At 55.8% G+C, this 17,726-nt stretch carries 17 protein-coding genes; 5 read left to right on the top strand and 12 right to left on the bottom strand.

Annotated features, from left to right (window positions below; translation table 11 throughout):
• Positions 1 to 127: 127 nt before the first annotated feature.
• Both mlrA and KE671_RS19750 read left to right on the top strand, forming a co-directional pair.
• A complete protein-coding gene (gene mlrA, locus KE671_RS19755) occupies positions 128 to 859 on the top strand; it encodes an HTH-type transcriptional regulator MlrA (protein ID WP_206164388.1) in 732 nt (243 codons plus the stop codon).
• 59 nt (positions 860 to 918) lie between these two features.
• Positions 919 to 1,026 (top strand): protein YohO, encoded by a 108-nt coding sequence (locus tag KE671_RS19750; RefSeq protein WP_042318015.1) that lies wholly within the window; start codon positions 919 to 921, stop codon positions 1,024 to 1,026.
• Here the strand turns inward: KE671_RS19750 and KE671_RS19745 are convergent.
• The 5 genes from KE671_RS19745 to bglX all read right to left on the bottom strand — a co-directional run bounded on the left by KE671_RS19745 (position 1,007) and on the right by bglX (position 7,199).
• Complete coding sequence (locus tag KE671_RS19745) at positions 1,007 to 1,738, bottom strand: ABC transporter permease (protein ID WP_206164264.1); 732 nt, start codon at positions 1,736 to 1,738, stop codon at positions 1,007 to 1,009. The two genes, KE671_RS19750 and KE671_RS19745, sit on opposite strands and share 20 nt — an antisense overlap.
• Positions 1,722 to 2,669 (bottom strand): ABC transporter ATP-binding protein, encoded by a 948-nt coding sequence (locus KE671_RS19740; RefSeq protein WP_206164263.1) that lies wholly within the window; start codon positions 2,667 to 2,669, stop codon positions 1,722 to 1,724. The genes KE671_RS19745 and KE671_RS19740 overlap by 17 nt, the downstream gene beginning before the upstream one ends.
• Positions 2,662 to 3,828, bottom strand: coding sequence for an ABC transporter permease (locus tag KE671_RS19735; protein WP_206164262.1), 1,167 nt, complete (start codon positions 3,826 to 3,828; stop codon positions 2,662 to 2,664). The genes KE671_RS19740 and KE671_RS19735 overlap by 8 nt, the downstream gene beginning before the upstream one ends.
• 15 nt (positions 3,829 to 3,843) lie before the next feature.
• Positions 3,844 to 4,761 (bottom strand): glycine betaine ABC transporter substrate-binding protein OsmF, encoded by a 918-nt coding sequence (gene osmF, locus KE671_RS19730; RefSeq protein ID WP_206164261.1) that lies wholly within the window; start codon positions 4,759 to 4,761, stop codon positions 3,844 to 3,846.
• Between the two features lie 140 nt (positions 4,762 to 4,901).
• Complete coding sequence (bglX, locus tag KE671_RS19725; protein WP_206164260.1) at positions 4,902 to 7,199, bottom strand: beta-glucosidase BglX; 2,298 nt, start codon at positions 7,197 to 7,199, stop codon at positions 4,902 to 4,904.
• 216 nt (positions 7,200 to 7,415) lie between these two features.
• Between bglX and dld the strand changes: the two genes are divergently transcribed.
• Together dld and KE671_RS19715 are read left to right on the top strand one after the other, a co-directional pair.
• Positions 7,416 to 9,137 carry a D-lactate dehydrogenase gene (gene dld, locus KE671_RS19720; protein ID WP_206164259.1) on the top strand — a complete coding sequence of 574 codons (1,722 nt, stop codon included), beginning with the start codon at positions 7,416 to 7,418 and terminating at the stop codon, positions 9,135 to 9,137.
• A gap of 113 nt (positions 9,138 to 9,250) precedes the next feature.
• Positions 9,251 to 9,805, top strand: a complete 555-nt coding sequence (locus tag KE671_RS19715) for a GNAT family N-acetyltransferase (protein ID WP_206164258.1) — start codon at positions 9,251 to 9,253, stop codon at positions 9,803 to 9,805.
• Positions 9,806 to 9,983: 178 nt separating this feature from the next.
• Here KE671_RS19715 and pbpG read toward each other — a convergent pair whose 3' ends face one another.
• Positions 9,984 to 10,931: a D-alanyl-D-alanine endopeptidase gene (gene pbpG, locus KE671_RS19710; RefSeq protein WP_206164257.1), complete on the bottom strand. Its 948-nt coding sequence runs from the start codon at positions 10,929 to 10,931 to the stop codon at positions 9,984 to 9,986.
• A 165-nt stretch (positions 10,932 to 11,096) separates the two neighbouring features.
• Entirely contained in the window at positions 11,097 to 11,684 is a 588-nt protein-coding gene (locus KE671_RS19705; RefSeq protein WP_206164256.1) for a Yip1 family protein, read from the bottom strand.
• A gap of 163 nt (positions 11,685 to 11,847) precedes the next feature.
• Here KE671_RS19705 and KE671_RS19700 point away from each other — a divergent pair, with 163 nt between their 5' ends.
• Entirely contained in the window at positions 11,848 to 12,423 is a 576-nt protein-coding gene (locus KE671_RS19700; protein ID WP_206164255.1) for a DedA family protein, read from the top strand.
• Here the strand turns inward: KE671_RS19700 and mdtQ are convergent.
• The 5 genes from mdtQ to KE671_RS19675 form a co-directional block, all read right to left on the bottom strand.
• Positions 12,414 to 13,853, bottom strand: a complete 1,440-nt coding sequence (mdtQ, locus tag KE671_RS19695; protein WP_206164254.1) for a multidrug resistance outer membrane protein MdtQ — start codon at positions 13,851 to 13,853, stop codon at positions 12,414 to 12,416. The two genes, KE671_RS19700 and mdtQ, sit on opposite strands and share 10 nt — an antisense overlap.
• Before the next feature lie 144 nt (positions 13,854 to 13,997).
• Positions 13,998 to 14,936: a tRNA dihydrouridine(16) synthase DusC gene (gene dusC, locus KE671_RS19690; RefSeq protein ID WP_206164253.1), complete on the bottom strand. Its 939-nt coding sequence runs from the start codon at positions 14,934 to 14,936 to the stop codon at positions 13,998 to 14,000.
• 219 nt (positions 14,937 to 15,155) lie between these two features.
• The gene (locus tag KE671_RS19685) at positions 15,156 to 16,349 is read right to left on the bottom strand and encodes a 3-hydroxybenzoate 6-monooxygenase (protein WP_206164252.1); all 1,194 of its coding nucleotides are present in this window, start codon (positions 16,347 to 16,349) and stop codon (positions 15,156 to 15,158) included.
• A gap of 14 nt (positions 16,350 to 16,363) precedes the next feature.
• Positions 16,364 to 17,008 carry a maleylacetoacetate isomerase gene (gene maiA, locus KE671_RS19680; RefSeq protein WP_206164251.1) on the bottom strand — a complete coding sequence of 215 codons (645 nt, stop codon included), beginning with the start codon at positions 17,006 to 17,008 and terminating at the stop codon, positions 16,364 to 16,366.
• 8 nt (positions 17,009 to 17,016) lie between these two features.
• The gene (locus KE671_RS19675; protein WP_206164250.1) at positions 17,017 to 17,718 is read right to left on the bottom strand and encodes a fumarylacetoacetate hydrolase family protein; all 702 of its coding nucleotides are present in this window, start codon (positions 17,716 to 17,718) and stop codon (positions 17,017 to 17,019) included.
• Positions 17,719 to 17,726: the final 8 nt, after the last annotated feature.

The following is a 17,726-nucleotide window of genomic DNA, read 5'->3' as shown; positions in this document are numbered from 1 at the left end:
AAATCACACAAAAGTGCTGGTGGGCTGCTAAAACCGCCCCTCATTTGAACAATAAACAGACAAAACTACCTGGTTCGAAAAAGAGCGACTAAAGTTAGACTGGGACCTCGCGAGCAAGGATAAAATGATGGCGCTTTACACCATAGGTGAAGTGGCTTTGCTTTGTGATATTAACCCCGTTACGCTTCGCGCATGGCAACGGCGTTATGGATTGTTGAAACCCCAGCGTACCGACGGGGGACATCGCCTGTTCAATGATTCGGATATCGACAGGATCCGCGAAATCAAGCGCTGGATAGATAACGGAGTGCAGGTCAGCAAAGTCAAAATGCTGTTGAGCAATGAAAACGTGGACCTGCAAAACGGCTGGCGTGAACAACAGGAAACCCTGCTGCACTACCTGCAAAATAACAACCTGCACAGCCTGCGGGTCTGGCTGAAAGAGCGTGGCCAGGATTACCCGGCGCAAACGCTGACCACTCATCTTTTTCTTCCGCTACGTCGGCGATTGCAGTGCCAACAACCGACCCTCCTGGCGCTACTGGGGATCCTTGATGGCGTACTGATCAATTACATCGCCATTTGCCTCGCCTCAGCCAGAAAAAAACAGGGTAAAGATGCGCTGGTGGTGGGCTGGAATATTCACGATACCACCCGTCTGTGGCTGGAAGGCTGGGTCGCCAGTCAACAAGGATGGCGGGTTGACGTACTGGCCCATTCACTGAGCCAGTTTCGCCCGGATCTGTTCGAAGGACGTACTTTACTGGTGTGGTGCGGTGAAAATCAGACGTCGGCACAGCAGCAGCAGCTGAATGTCTGGCGCGCGGAAGGACACGATATTTACCCACTTGGCATTTAATGATTCATTAACACCTACGCTTCTCTGTATAATCTCTGAGTTAACATAAGGAGAACATCATGAGCGTAGCAAAAATCGGTGTGATCACCCTCTTTTTACTCATGGCCATCGGTGGCATTGGCGGCGTGATGCTTGCAGGCTATACCTTCATTCTGCGTGCCGGCTAAGGCGTCGCACTAACCGTTCGAACAGGCGGTCAACGATGATCGCTGCCAGCGCGACCAGTAGCGCGCCCTGAATGACATACGCTGTGTTGAATCCGCTCAGCCCAATGATAATCGGTGTGCCGAGCGTGCTGGCGCCCACCGTCGACGCGATGGTCGCGGTGCCAATATTGATAATCACCGACGTTCGTACACCAGCCAGAATCACCGGTGCCGCCAGCGGCAGCTCAACCTTGCGTAACTGTTGTCCCGGACTCATCCCCATACCGCAGGCAATGCTGCACACACTTTCCGGGATCGAGCCTATCCCCGCCAGCGTCGCCTGCAGAATGGGTAACACGCCGTACAAAATCAACGCTATTATGGCCGGTTGCTGACCAAACCCCATCACCGGCACCGCAATCGCCAGTACCGCGACGGGCGGAAAGGTTTGTCCAACGGCGGCAATGGTCTCCACCAGCGGACGAAATTCTCTTCCCCACGGCCGTGTCACTACAATCCCGGCCCCCACGCCAATCACCACGGCAAACAGGCTCGACACGGCCACCAGCCGGAGATGGGCCAGCGCCAGCGCGAGAAAACTCTCCTGTTGGTAAACCGGACGTGGAAGCTCGGGAAACAGGCTGGCGAAAATGGCCTGGCTGTGCGGTAAACCTGCCAGCATCAGCAGGAAAAGCGCGATCAGCCAGAGCAGCGGGTCACGCAGTCGTTTCATGCGCCAGCGTCTCCGATAACAGATCGCGAAAATGCAGCGTCCCGCACACAATGCCCTGCGGGTTAACCACCGGTAACACCTCACAGCCACGCGCGACAAACGCCGAAAGCGCATCGCGCAGGGTCATCTCTTCCGTCAGCGCCTCTCCGTCAATATGCTCATCCCGGCGAACATAATCTGCTACAGTTCGCAGCGACAGCAGTCGCACCCCCAGTTCACTGCGACCGAAAAACTGTTGCACAAAGTCATTGTTCGGGGCCGTCAGCATCGCCAATGGCGTCCCCTGCTGGACAATCTTACCGCTGTCCATCAGTACAAGATGCTCTGCCAGCCGCAGCGCTTCATCAATGTCGTGCGTCACCAGCACAATGGTTCGCCCCAGCAAACGATGGATACGGGTCATCTCCTGCTGCAGCGCCCCGCGCGTGACCGGATCCAACGCGCCAAACGGTTCATCCATTAGCAGCACCTGCGGATCGGCGGCCAGCGCACGCGCCACGCCCACGCGCTGCTGCTGTCCACCGGAAAGCTGGTGCGGATAGCGCTCGCGCAACCCCTCTTCCAGCCCGAGCAACGCCATTAATTCATCCACCCGCTCATCAATTTTTCTGCGCGGCCACTTCAGCAGTTGCGGCACGGTGGCGATGTTCTGTGCCACCATCCAGTGCGGAAACAGGCCAATCGACTGAATCGCATAACCCATTCGTCGACGCAGTTCCAGCACCGGCAGACGGCGAATCTCCTCGCCAGCAAAGCGGATCCTGCCGCTGTCATGTTCCACCAGCCGGTTAATCATTTTCAGGGTGGTGGATTTTCCCGATCCCGAGGTGCCAATCAGTACCGAGAAACTGCCTTCTTTAATGTGCAGATTCAGGTCGCTAACCGCGTTGTGCTCACCAAAGGTTTTATTGACGTGGCTAAATTCAATCATGGTGGGTTACCTTCAGCAGAGCAATTCCTAAGTCAAACAGAGCATCAATCAGTACCGCCAGCGCGATAACCGGGATCACCCCCAGCAACACCAGATCCACGGCGTTGCTGAGCAGTCCCTGAAACACCAGCGCGCCGAAACCGCCAGCGCCAATCAGCGCCGCAATGACGGCCATCCCGACGGTCTGAACCATCACCACGCGCAGACTCCGTAAGAAGACCGGCAACGCCAGCGGCAACTGCACGTGAAGGAATCGCTGAGCGGTACTCATGCCCATCGCGCGTGCGCTTTCCAGAACATCGCGGGGAACCTGATTCAGCCCGGCCACGACACCACGTACCAGCGGCAAAAGTGCATACAGCACCAGCGCGATCAGCGCAGGCGTCAAACCGGTTCCCGCCACGCCCACCGTGGCAAGCCAGGGGAACGCTTTTACCAGTCCGGCAAGCGGCGCAATCAGTAGACCAAACAGGGCGACAGAAGGAACGGTCTGGATCACATTGAGGACGGTAAATACCGGCCCCTGCAGAGAGGGTGAAAAATAACATCCCATACCGAGCGGAATGCCAATCGCCAGCGCGGGCAATACGGTCCCCAACAGCAGCGTCAGATGCTGAGCCAGCGCATCATCAAAGACATCCTGGCGGTTAGCGTACTCTTTGAGTAATGAAAGGTCGTCGAACGTCCCCGTCAACAGGAGTATGACGGGAATAATCGCCATCTGCGCATGTAACACCCAGCGCCAGAGTGGTTGCGCGGTAATCCGCCGGATAGCGTCACTGCAGGCCAGTAATCCCAGCGCGAGCCCCAGCCACAAACCGCTTCCTACGCTGGTTCGCGCCAGCGGTGTCCCGGTTTCCGCCAGATACGTCGCTGCCCGGCCTACGCTCCACAGCATCAGGATCACCAGTAGTTGCGTCACCACCAGCGTACACACGGCCCCTTTTCTTCCTGGCACAAAGCACAATGCCAGCAGGGCGCAGCCTGCACCGGTGAGCATCGACACCGAACCCGGCCAGAGAGCCCAGATCTGTCGTCCCTCTCCCGATACCAGGCGATTCGGCGCATAGTTCACAAACGGCAGCGCGACGGCAGCGGCTGAAAGAATCACCAGCAGCAACAATACGCGCTGAATACTGACTTTGGACACGTCACCCAACCTTTTGTCGTCCTTTTACTTCACCCATCCTTTTTGTTTCAGATAATCAGCCGCCACTTTTTTGGCGTCTAACCCTTCAACGGCAATGCTGGCATTAAGTTGTTGCAACGTTTTTTCATCGAGGCTGGCAAACACCGGTTGCAGCCATTCCGTCATCTGCGGATACGCCTTCAGTACCGCCTCACGCACCACAGGCGCTGGCGCATAAATGGGCTGAACGCCCTTAGGATCGCTTAAGGTCTGTAGCCCCAGTGCGGCGACCGGACCATCCGTACCGTAGGCCATCGCGGCGTTGACGCCAGACGTTTGCTGCGCGGCCGCTTTAATGGTCACGGCGGTGTCACCCCCCGCCAGCGAAAGCAGTTGCGCCTGACTGAGCGTGAAATCGTAGGCTTTTTCAAACGCCGGCAGCGCATCAGCACGCTCGATAAATTCAGCGGAGGCGGCCAGTTTGAAGGTGCCGCCCGCTTTCAGATAACGCCCGAGATCGGCCAGGGAGGTGAGTTTATTCTTTTCGGCGACATCGCTACGTACCGCGATAGTCCATGTATTGTTGGCGGGAGCAGGCGTTAACCAGACCAGTTTATTCTGCTCTGCATCGAGTTTTTTGACTTTCTCAAAGCCTGCTTGCGCATTTTTCCACGCCGGATCGTTTTCATCTTTAAAAAAGAACGCGCCGTTACCGGTGTATTCAGGGTAGATATCCAGTTCGCCCGAAGTGATCGCGCCGCGCACGACCGGTGTGGTACCTAACTGGACTTTATTGACCGTTTTGACGCCGTGGCTTTCCAGCACCTGCAAAATGATGTTGCCGAGCAGCGCGCCTTCGGTGTCAATTTTCGACCCGACCTTCACCGGCGACGCCGCCTGCAAGGGTAAGCTCACTGCCGCGAACAGCGCCAGCGAACCGGCCCAAATCTTTGAGATTGTCATGATGCTTTCCTCATCTTTTTGCCGCCTTTTTCAGCCACTTGAGGGGAAAGCATAGTCGAAAAGTGTTCTGTTAACCCAACATTTCCGTTTTTTCACGGTACCAACAAGGGGGAACCCAGTAGTCAGTTCCCCCGTAACGGTTACAACAATTCAAACGATCCCTGCTTCACGCGGGCAGAATCGACGCCGATAAAGACGTTGAATTTGCCAGGTTCGGCATCAAACTTCATCTGCTGATTCCAGAATTTCAGCGCATTGAGATCAATCGGGAAGCTGACGGTCTGCGTTTCGCCAGGTTTCAGGTTCACTTTCTTAAAGCCTTTCAGCTCTTTCACCGGACGACTCAGAGAAGCCGTGACGTCCTGCACGTACAGCTGAATCACCGTCTCACCCTCACGCTTGCCGGTGTTGGTTACCTTCACACTTGCCGTCACGCTGCCGTCACGTTTCATGGTTGGCGCAGAGAGCGTCACGTCAGAAACGTCAAACGTGGTGTAACTCAGACCATAACCAAATGGATAGAGCGGGCCGTTGGCTTCGTCAAAGTAGCGAGAAGTGTATTTGTTCGGCTTATCAGCGTTGTACGGACGTCCGGTGTTGAGGTGACTGTAATAGGTCGGGATCTGCCCCACCGAACGAGGGAAGGACATCGGCAGTTTGCCCGATGGGTTGTAGTCGCCAAACAGGACGTCAGCAATCGCGTTGCCGCCTTCCGTACCGGCAAACCAGGTTTCCAGAATCGCATCGGCCTGTTGATCTTCTTTCACCAGCGCCAGCGGACGACCGTTCATTAGCACCAGCACCAGCGGTTTGCCGGTCGCTTTCAGTGCCGCAATCAAATCACGCTGGCTCTGTGGCAGCGTGATATCGGTACGGCTTGACGCTTCATGCGCCATGCCCTGCGCCTCACCCACCACGGCGACAACGACGTCAGACTGCTTCGCCGCCTTGACGGCTTCATCAATCATCTCCTGAGGAGAACGCGAGTCCACCTTCACCGCCTCTTCATACTGATTGAGGAAGGTGACGATATCTTTATCATTGGTGACGTTCGCCCCATGGGCGTACACCACTTTACCCTTTGTACCCAGGGCATTTTTAATGCCGGTCAGCACGGTGACGGACTGATCGGCGACTCCGGCAGCGGACCAACTGCCCATCACGTCGCGCTTGCTGTCCGCCAGCGGGCCGACAACCGCAATCGTCCCCGATTTTTTCAACGGCAGCGTGTCGAGGCGGTTTTTCAGCAGCACCAGACTTTCACGCGCCACTTCACGCGCCTCTTTGCGGTGCAAACGGCTTTCGGCATTGGTATCTACCGGATCCGACTCTTTCGCCCCAAGATGGCTATAAGGATCGTTAAACAGCCCCATGTCATATTTCACGTTGAGTACGTGACGCGTCGCGTCATCCAGCTCCGCCATCGTCACTTTGCCGGATTTGATCAGTCCCGGCAGGTACTTGCTGTAATACTCGTCGCTCATGCTCATGTTAATACCGGACTTGAGCGCCACGCGCACGGCATCTTCCGGATCGGCGGCGGTGCCGTGTTTAATCAGCTCTTTGATAGCACCATGGTCAGAGACGGTAATGCCTTTAAAGCCCCATTTGTCGCGCAGAATGTCCTTCAGCAGCCAGGAATCAGAGGTCGCTGGCGTGCCGTTCAGTGAGTTCAACGCCACCATCACCGCGCCGCTACCCGCATCCAGACCGGCTTTGTACGGCGGCATATAGTCGTTAAACAGGCGCTGCGGACTCATGTCCACGGTGTTGTACTCTTTACCGCCCTCCACGGCACCGTAGGCGGCGAAATGCTTCACGCTGGTCATCACCGAATAGCGATCCGCCGGGCTTTTGCCCTGCATCGCTTCCACCATCGTTTTCCCCATGATGGAGGTCAGATACGTATCTTCACCAAAACCTTCCGAGGCGCGTCCCCAGCGCGGATCGCGGGAGACGTCGACCATCGGCGCCCAGGTCATATTCAGGCCGTCGTCGGCGGCTTCATACGCCGAGATACGTCCGACGGTTTTGACCGCGTCGAGATTGAAAGAGGACGCCAGCCCGAGGCTAATCGGGAAGACAGTACGCTGGCCATGCAGCACGTCGTAGGCAAAAAAGAGAGGGATTTTCAGGCGGCTCAGTTCCATCACCTGATCCTGCATCTTGCGGATGTCCTGACGGGTGACGGTGTTAAAAATCGCCCCCACCTGGCCGTCTTTGATCATCTCGCGGATCGCTTCCTTAGGGTTATCCGGGCCGACGCTGATTAGACGCAACTGACCAATTTTTTCATCGACGGTCATTTTCGTCAGCAACTGGGTGACAAACGCATCCCGCGCCTCCGGCGTCAGCGGATGGTTACCGAACAGTTCCTCCGCCAGCGCTGGCTGCAACGCCAGACTGACTGCTACACCTACAGAACATAGCCATTTCATGTTGATTCTCTCTTTCTCTAAAGCCCGACGTGGCAGCGAAAATATAACAAAAACCGCATTTTGCCATAAGCCTAAACGGCAGCGCGGCAGAAAGCTAAGGTTATTCTCTTAATTTTCAACGCCGCCAATTCAAAGACAGCGTGAATGAGAAAGCGTATTGTCATACAAAGCGCTATGCTTGAACCTGATATTTTGTCCCACCACAAGGAGTGGAGAATGTCTTCCATTACAACAACTGATAATAAAACCTTCCTGAATGAACTCGCCCGCCTGGTGGGACATTCGCACCTGCTGACTGAACCGGCTAAAACCGCCCGCTATCGCAAGGGCTTCCGTTCCGGTCAGGGCGACGCCCTGGCGGTGGTCTTTCCCGGATCGCTGCTGGAACTCTGGCGCGTTCTGAACGCCTGCGTCAATGCCGATAAAATTATCCTCATGCAGGCTGCCAATACCGGCCTGACCGAAGGCTCCACGCCGAACGGCAATGATTATGACCGCGAGATTGTGATCATCAGCACCCTGCGTCTCGACAAACTCCACGTGCTGGGAAAAGGTGAACAGGTGCTGGCATATCCCGGCACGACGCTGTATTCACTGGAAAAAGCACTAAAACCGCTGGGGCGCGAACCGCACTCGGTGATTGGTTCATCGTGCATCGGCGCGTCGGTCATTGGTGGGATCTGCAATAACTCCGGCGGCTCGCTGGTGCAAAGAGGTCCGGCGTATACCGAAATGTCCCTGTTTGCCCGTATTGATGAAACCGGCAAGCTGCAGCTGGTTAACCATCTGGGGATTGACCTGGGACAAACGCCAGAGCAAATCCTCAGCCAGTTGGATGATGAACGAATTAAAGAAGAAAATGTGCGTCACGACGGGCGTCATGCGCACGATCACGACTACATCACTCGCGTCAGAGACATCGACGCCGACACCCCCGCGCGTTATAACGCTGACCCGGATCGCCTGTTCGAATCGTCTGGTTGCGCCGGGAAACTGGCGGTCTTCGCGGTGCGTCTCGACACCTTCGAAGCGGAAAAAAACCAGCAGGTGTTTTACATTGGTACCAACCAACCCGAGGTGCTGACGGAGATCCGCCGTCATATTCTGGCGAAGTTCGACAATCTGCCGGTGGCAGGGGAATACATGCACCGCGACATTTACGACATTGCGGAGCAGTACGGTAAAGACACCTTTCTGATGATAGATAAACTCGGCACCGACAAAATGCCGTTTTTCTTTACCCTGAAGGGACGCACCGACGCGATGCTGGAAAAGGTGAAATTCTTCCGTCCACACTTTACCGATCGCGCGATGCAAAAGTTTGGTCATCTGTTTCCAGGTCATTTGCCGCCGCGCATGAAAAGCTGGCGCGATAAATATGAACATCATCTGCTGTTAAAAATGGCGGGCGATGGCATTGCTGAAGCGCAAAACTGGCTCACGGAATTCTTTAAAACCGCAGAAGGCGACTTCTTTGTCTGCACGCCGGAAGAAGGCAGCAAAGCCTTCCTGCACCGCTTCGCAGCAGCGGGTGCGGCCATTCGCTACCAGGCGGTTCATGCCGATGAGGTGGAGGATATTCTGGCGCTGGATATCGCCCTGCGCCGCAATGACACAGAATGGTATGAACATCTGCCGGCGGAAATTGACAGCCAACTGGTGCATAAGCTCTATTACGGTCACTTTATGTGCTACGTCTTCCATCAGGATTATATCGTGAAGAAAGGCGTGGATGCTCACTCGCTGAAAGCGCAAATGCTGGAGCTGCTGCAACAGCGTGGCGCGCAATACCCGGCGGAGCATAACGTCGGACATCTGTATGAAGCCCCACCCGCGCTGACCCGTTTTTATCGCGAAAATGACCCTACCAACAGTATGAATCCCGGAATAGGCAAGACCAGCAAGCAGAAATTCTGGAAAGCCCCCACTTCTGATTAACTCCAGTAAATAGCCTGCTGGCATGGGCTGGATTTGCGCGAAATATCGTGCAAAAGTAATGAGATGTACCGGAGTCGTCATGACTCCGGTTTATCTTCGCAAAGGTGAGAACCATGTCTGTTGCCGATACGCTTTCTGATAACGATATTGCGGTGCGCGACGCACTGCCCGACGACGTAGAGGCGATCTCCTCGTTGTATGCGTGGCATGTGTTGAATGGCCGCGCCTCTTTTGAAGAAACGCCTCCGACGATCGATGAAATGCGCCGACGTATGCGTACAGTCGCACAGTATGGTCTGCCGTGGCTGGTGGCGCTCTATCGCGGCGTGGTGGTCGGTTATTGCTACGCCACGCAGTATCGCCCACGCCCTGCCTACCGCTTTACCCTGGAAGAGTCGATTTATGTCGATGCAAGCATGACCGGACGCGGCATCGGTAGCCTGTTAATGCATACGCTAATTACCCGCTGCGAGGAAGGACCGTGGCGGCAAATGGTGGCGGTGATTGGCGATGGACATAACAATCCGGGTTCGCTGCGACTGCATAAAAAGCACGGTTTCGAGATCGCCGGACAGTTGCGTAGCGTCGGATACAAGAAGGGAAACTGGCGGGATACCTTGATTATGCAGCGCCCGCTCAACGAAGGTGACTGGACGCTGCCGGAGTAAGGTTTTGTTATCCATGCCGGATGACGGCATAAATGCCTTATCCGGCCTACAGGTGAGATATTCTCGCAGGCCTGATAAACGAAATGTCATCAGGCTATTTTTCCACTCTCCGGCCTACGGGTGAGATATTTTCGTAGGCCTGATAAGCGAAGCGCAATCAGGCTATTTTCTACAGGCATCAGTCGTTTTGCGCGGTTTGCTCACCTGCATTACCACCCGCGGCGGCCATCTGCGCTGCTTTTTGCTTTTTATAACTCAACGCCGCCGCCGGAACCGGCATCACTTTGCCGGTTTCAATCCACGTGCGTAAACGACTTGCGTCGGCAAAATGGGTGTACTTGCCGAACGCATCCATCACCACCAGCGCCACCGGCTTGTTATTGATTAGCGTGCGCATCACCAGACAATGCCCTGCGGCGTTGGTGAAGCCGGTTTTGGTGAGCTGAATATTCCAGTTGTCACGATAGACCAGATGGTTGGTATTGCGAAACGGCAGCGTATATGCCGGATTGGCGAAGGTCGCCATATCTTCACGCGTGGTGCTCAGTTGCCCAATCAGCGGATACTGCTTGCTGGCGATCAGTAGTTTGGTGAGATCGCGCGCGGTCGACACGTTATGAATAGACAGCCCCGTGGGTTCCACAAAACGGGTCTGAGTCATTCCCAGCGCTTTTGCCTTCGCGTTCATCGCTTTAATAAAGGCGTTATACCCACCAGGATAATGGTGCGCCAGGCTTGCTGCGGCCCGGTTTTCCGAGGACATCAGCGCCAGCAGTAACATATTTTTACGGCTGATTTCACTATTCAGTCGAACGCGCGAGTAGATCCCTTTCATCTCAGGCGTCTGGCTGATATCCACTTTCAGCTTTTCGTCCAGCGGCAGTCGTGCATCAAGCACTACCATCGCCGTCATTAATTTGGTTATCGACGCAATCGGACGCACCAGGTCCGGATGGTTCGAATAGATCACCTTATTGGTGTTCAGATCCACGATCATCGCACTACCGGAGGCGATCTCAGGTTGAGACGCCGCGGCAGTCGCCGCCGTTTTTGCCAGCGCTTGCGGCGCAAAAGGCACAGCCAGCATCAGCGCCAGGCTCAGTATGGAAACTCGGAATTTCAGCATGATGAGATTTCAGAAAATGATTCACGCGTGATGACACGCACCGCCGAAGTCAGGATGGCTCCGGCTAGCAGAGGAATCATAGCGAGCTAATGACCTTGCCGCCATAAGAGAATCGTCAGCAAATGCTGCATTGCTGGCTTTTACACCAACAATGCAGCACGGTAATCAGAACACGCGGTAGCCGTATCCCCACAGGATGACGGTCAGCGCGAGCAGCACTTCCAGTACCAGTACACCGATAGCCAGGGTCGAGCTGGAGAAACTTAACCCCTCTTCCTTATTGATATTCAGGAATGTCGGAATGCCCAGATAGAGCAAATAACCGGTATAAAACAGCGCCACCGTTCCGACAAAAGCGCAAAGCCACACCAGTGGATAAAGCGCCACCAGACCGCTGAGAAACAGCGGCGTCGCCACATAGCCGGCAAATACCATACAGTGCGTCAAAGACGGACGCTGCGGATAACGCCGCGCCATCCACCAGATCACACGCCCCATGATCGCTACGCCCGCCAACATCACGGCATAGAACAGGATAGCCAGCGCCAGTCCCGTAAACAAAGAAAGCTTCAGGATATTGCCGTCACCAAAATTCCAGCCGATTTGTGTTGTACCAATGAAGGCGCAAATGACCGGGATGGCCGCCATCAAAAGCACATGGTGGGTGTAGTGATGCGAAACCGTTTCGTTCTCGCTGTTGATCACCTGCATTTCACGATTGGGATGGGAAAACAGCCCCCAGACATGGTTCATACCGCCCCCTTGTTGTCAGCTGTGAACCTAACACATCAAGTATAATTCAGCTTTGCGATTATTTATTGTACAGACAAAGAAATGCCGCCATGTCTGACAGCCCTTTTTGAGCATCCCGAATTCAGAGGGTGTATGCTTACATTCGTGGAGGTCATACAGTCGTATGGATATAAACAGTCTTATTGCGCAATACGGTTATGCCGCGCTGGTGATCGGGAGCCTGGCGGAAGGCGAGACCATCACCCTGCTGGGGGGCGTCGCCGCACATCAGGGGTTACTCAAGTTCCCCCTCGTGGTCGTGGCGGTGGCCTTAGGCGGCATGATTGGCGATCAGTTGCTGTATCTGCTGGGTCGTCGCTATGGTGGCAGGATCCTGCGCCGATTTGCACGTCATCGGGATAAAATTCGTCTGGCGCAGAAGATGATCCAGCGTCGCCCATACCTGTTCGTGATCGGCACCCGTTTCATGTACGGGTTTCGCGTGATCGGCCCGTTGTTGATTGGCGCCAGCCATCTGCCGCCAACGGTTTTTTTACCATTGAATATCCTCGGCGCGCTGGTCTGGGCGCTGATCTTCACCACCCTGGGTTATGTGGGAGGTGAAGTCATCGCGCCGTGGTTACATCACCTCGATCAGCATCTCAAACATTGGATCTGGCTGATTCTGGCGCTGGTGCTGGTGATCGGCGCTCGCTGGTGGCTAAAGCGCCGCAATCAGGCGAAGAACCCTCAGGAGTGATGATAGCCGCCGCCAAGCGCGCTGGTGAGCTGGATAGACGCATCCAGCCACTGGCCTTGTAAAATCAGCCCGTTAGCCTGCTCGCGCAACGCCGGTATTCTGGCTTTGCTGACCAGAGAACCGGCAATGAGCCCGGCGTCATAGCGCGCCTGCGCCAGGGTGACCACCCGTTCGGCATCATGTTCAATCTGCTGCTGATGCTGATTTTTCTGCATCAGCGTCGCCACCTGACTGGTCGTGCGCGCCACGTCGTTCACTGCATCAACCACCGCTTTGTTATAGCTGGCAATCGACAGATTGTTCTGCGCCTGAGCGATATCAAGATTTGCATTCAGTCTGCCACTGTCGAAGACAGGCAGCGTCAGGCCAGCGGTCACCCCTGTCTGCCGGGCAGAACTGCGGAACAGATCGCTCAGATGCAGCGCATCCTGTTGCAAAAAGGCCATCAGATTGATATCGGGATAGAATGCCGCTTTCGCCGCCTCCACGCGGCTCATGGAGGATTCGATCACCCAGTGTGCAGCCTGCAAGTCTGCTCTGCGTGCCAACAGAGCGTAGCCCAGTTGCGTTGGAAGCTGGCTCTCCACCTGCGGCAGGCTCACTTCGTGCAGTTTAAGCGACGCCGACTGCATGTTGGTCAGCGCGCTCAGACGCGCCTCAATCACCTTCATCTTCCCGGCGATGTCATTCAACTGCTGCTGAGTTTTACCATCATCAATATCCGTTTCCACCCCTTCCACCGAAGAGGTAATGCCGTTCTGGTACAACTGGCGATCGGTATCAATAATATTGCGCTGCTCTCGTTCAATTTGGGTCAGCAGTTTGCTGAGCGCCGCCTCGGTCTGCCATTGCCAGTAAAGCCGCGTAACGCCGCTGGCTAGCAGTTGGCGAGTCTGTTCACGTTCAGCTTCCCGCGCTTTCACCGCCCCAATTCGCGCCGTCACTTCCGCACGGTTCTTGCCCCACAAATCGAGATCCCAACCGGCGGTCAGGCCAAACGATCCGTTGGTATACCACGGCCCGGTCGTGCCTGCGGCCGGATCGGTGACCGCAAACGGCCCCATGACCCCTTCTGCAGACATTTTTTGCCGTTCAGCCTCCGCCGAGAAATCAACCTGCGGCCCATCCTGGGTTTCGACCGCTTTGGCCTGCGCTTCAGCCAACTTGATCCGCTGTTCCGCTATTTGCATATCCGGAGAACTGGCGAGTGCGTTCTTCACTAACTCGTTCAACTGTACGTCATGATAATCCTGCCACCACTGACTTCCGGGCCACCCGTTATTCAGCGCTGGCGGCAGCGCGGAATCCACGTGAGAGGCGGGAGGTTGCTGGACCAGCGTCCGTTGGGTGTCATGCATGGGGGCGCATCCCGCAAGCAAAATAGCCAGCGGAACGCACGCTTTCAGTGCGTAAAAAGAGTGACGAGTCATGAAGATATTCTGATAAAAAAAGGTGTGCGGAGCTTATCCATTGTTGTGACCGGTTTTTTAGTTACGCGTGGCATAACATCTTCGGCAATGAAAAGTCACAACTGGAAAAATATACACCAGCAGAATACAGGCATTTCAATAATATTAAATTTCAATAGACTGGATCGCGCGGGCAATATCCGCTGAATGATTTAACGCACGAATATCCTGAAAGACGCCCGTGGCCTCACGGTATTCCTTACGCAAATAACCCAGCCACTGCTTAATGCGTGCGACGTGATACAACCCGGTGTCGCCCTGTTTTTCCAGACGGGTATACTTTTTTAATAGATCGACGACCTGCGGCCACGGCATTCGCGGCTCGTTGTACTTTACCACCCGACTGAGGTTAGGAATGTTTAATGCCCCACGACCTATCATGACCGCGTCACAGCCGCTGATGGCCAGACATTCCTGAGCACTTTGCCAGTCCCAGATTTCTCCGTTAGCAATCACCGGGATAGACAGCCGCTCGCGAATTTCGCCAATTGCCTGCCAGTTAATATGTTCCGCTTTGTAGCCCTGCTCTTTGGTACGCCCATGAACGACCAGCTCAGTTGCACCAGCCTGCTGCACGGCATCGGCGATTTCAAATTTTTTATCACCGCTGTCCCAGCCCAGACGCACTTTCACCGTCACCGGCAGATGCGATGGCACCGCCTCACGCATCGCTTTCGCCCCTTGGTAGATGAGCTCGGGATCCTTCAGTAACGTCGCACCGCCGCCGCTGCCGTTCACCATTTTTGACGGGCAGCCGCAGTTCAAATCGACGCCGTACGATCCCAGTTCCACGGCGCGGGCCGCATTTTCCGCCAGCCACTGGGGATACTGTCCCAACAGTTGCACACGCACTAAGGTGCCGGAAGGCGTCCGACTGCCGTTGAGCAACTCAGGGCAGAGACGATGAAAGACTTTTACCGGCAGGCGTTGATCCACCACGCGCACAAACTCGGTGATGCAAAGATCATAATCATTCACTTCCGTCAGAAGTTCGCGCACCAGTGAGTCGAGCACGCCTTCCATCGGCGCCAGTAAAACACGCATATCGTCATCCGCAAAAAAAAGAGGCGCTATCATAGCGCCTATCCGGGATGAGCAAAACCTTTTGCCGGATGTCGGCGCAAAGCGCCTTATCCGGCCTACACCTACACCCCATCGTGACAGTAGGCCGGGCAAGCAAAGCGCCTTATCCGGCCTACATCTCCACCCCAGCATGACGGTAGGCCGGGCAAGCGAAGCGCCCCCGGCAAACGTCCTTGCTTGTTAGCGTGGTAGCAGACAGTTATCTTCTTTCCAGCCGTACAGCCATTCCATGCCGCGATAAAACTCCGCCTGTGATTTGCCTTTCCACAACAGATTTCGCACCTGACGCTCCACGCCTGCCGCATGATAGACGCGCCCCATTTCTCGGGTCGACCAGACAATGCGCGCCGTGCGTGGAATACGCACCGACTCATACAACGCAAAGGCTTTCGCCGCATCGCCGTCGCATTGCGCCAGCGCTTTACCCAGCGTGACGGCATCCTCCAGCGCCATACAGGCCCCTTGCGCCATGTACTGCGCCACCGGGTGCGCAGCATCGCCCACCAGCGTGATGCGTTCAGTGCCCCATTTTTCCACCGGTTCGCGATCGGCGGTGGACCAGCGACGCCACGTCGTAGGTTTATCCAGCATCTGTCGTGGACGTGGATGGATCCCGGCGAAATACGACAGCACCTCTTCCTTACTCCCGTCTTTAACGCCCCACTCCTCCTGCTGACGGCTGTGGAAGGTGACGACCAGGTTGTACTGCTTGCCGCCGCGAAGCGGGTAGTGCACGAGGTGGCAATGCGGCCCGGCCCAGAGCACCGGCGCGTTGATGCGCAGGTCTTCCGGCATATCTGCACAGTCAATCACCGCACGGTAGACGACGTGTCCGGTCACGCGCGGTGAATCGCCCAGCAGACTCTGCCGCACCACCGACTTCACACCGTCACAACCGACCAGAATGTCGGCGGTCCAGCTGTTCCCCTGTTCGTCGAACACCGTTACGTCATCCGCCGTCTGGCGAATGTCGACCACGTTGGTCGAGGTCCGGTATTCAACGTTCGGATGGGTCAACACCGATTCCCAGACGGAGGCATGAATATCCACCCGGTGGATGACCGCGTACGGGCCACCAAAGTGGTCGCGAAATTCCTCTCCGGTCTCGATGCGCACCACTTCTTCCGCGTTCACAGCGTCCATCATGGTGATGTGATCGGTAAACACCGCACGCTGGCGCGCCACTTCGCCGACGCCGAGGCTGTCCAGCGCAGAGAAGGCGTTTGGACCGAGCTGAATGCCCGCCCCGATCTCGCCAATTTCATGGGCTTTTTCCAGCAGCATCACTTTGATGCCCTGACGCGCCAGCGAAAGCGCGGTGGCCGCCCCGCCAATTCCGCCACCGACAATAATTGCTCTCATTACTTTAGCCATTGTCATTCTCCTTCTCAGGCTGAGATTTTATCTTGTTGATTTTCCGGGGCGGCGGCAATGAACGCCGGTAGCTGTGTGCAAGCGTCATACACGGCTTTGCAGCGCGGATAGCCGCTCAGATCGCACCCCATTCTTAACGCATTCGCCCATTGCGGGACCAGGCAGCAGTCGGCAAGCGTCGGTGCATTACCCACGCAGTAGTTATGCGACTGGCTCTGACGCAGCAGTTGTTCGACGGCGCTTAACCCCTGCTGGATCCAGTGCGCATACCAGCGTTTTTTCGCTTCTTCACTGACCTTCAGTTCCTCGCTCAGATAGCGCAGCACCCGCAGGTTGTTTACCGGATGAATATCGCACGCAATGGCATAGACGATTTCCAGTACCTGCGAGCGCGCCGGATCGCTCACCGGAAGCAGGCGCGACTGAGGAAAATGCCGGTCCAGCCAGTCGATAATCGCCAGCGACTGCCCCAGCGCTTCGCCGTCATCGGTCACCAGCGTCGGCACCAGGCCGACGGGGTTCATCCGCCGGTAAGACAACTCGTGTTGCTGCCCAATACGAATGTTGACCCCCACCGTCTGGTAATCGATGCCTTTTAATGCCAGCGCGATACGCACGCGGTACGATGCCGAACTGTTAAAAAAACTGTACAGCTTCATACATCACCTCAGACAATCTTCACAGCGATAGGCGTCAGTCCGTCCACGCCACCGGTGATCACATCGCCTTTCACCACGGCGCCGACGCCTTCCGGCGTGCCGGTGAAGATCAGGTCGCCCGGTTGTAGTTCGAAGAAGCCGGACAGATAGCTGATCGTTTCATTCACCGACCAGATCAGATGGCGAATGTCGCTGCGCTGATGATCGTCGCCATTTACCTGTAACCAGATAGGCGCTGAGGTGATATCCGCAATCTCATCCGCTTTATGCAGCGGTGCAATGGGCGCAGAGAGATCGAACGCTTTACCAATTTCCCACGGACGTCCCATCTGACGCATTTCCATCTGACGATCGCGACGGGTCATGTCCAGGCCGGTGGCATAGCCCCAGATATACTCATGGGCGTTTTCCAGCGGGATATCGCTGCCCTTTTTCCCGATGGCGACCACCAGCTCAATTTCATAGTGATAGTTATCCGTTTGCGACGGGTATGGCAGCGCTAACGTTTCGCCAGCGGCAACCGGCACAATCGCATCGGCAGGCTTACAGAAAAAGAACGGCGGCTCGCGGTCCGGATCAAAGCCCATTTCGCGAGCATGGGCGGCATAGTTGCGCCCCACGCAGTACACGCGACGGACGGGGAACTGCGCATCGCTGCCGACAACCGGTACGGTGATCGGGGCCTGTGGTGCAAATACATACTGAGTCATGGCTCTCT

The sequence above is a fragment of the Citrobacter amalonaticus genome (assembly GCF_018252635.1).
Classification (GTDB): Bacteria; Pseudomonadota; Gammaproteobacteria; order Enterobacterales; family Enterobacteriaceae; genus Citrobacter_A; species Citrobacter_A amalonaticus_E.
This window is presented reverse-complemented; position numbering and strand designations above follow the sequence as displayed.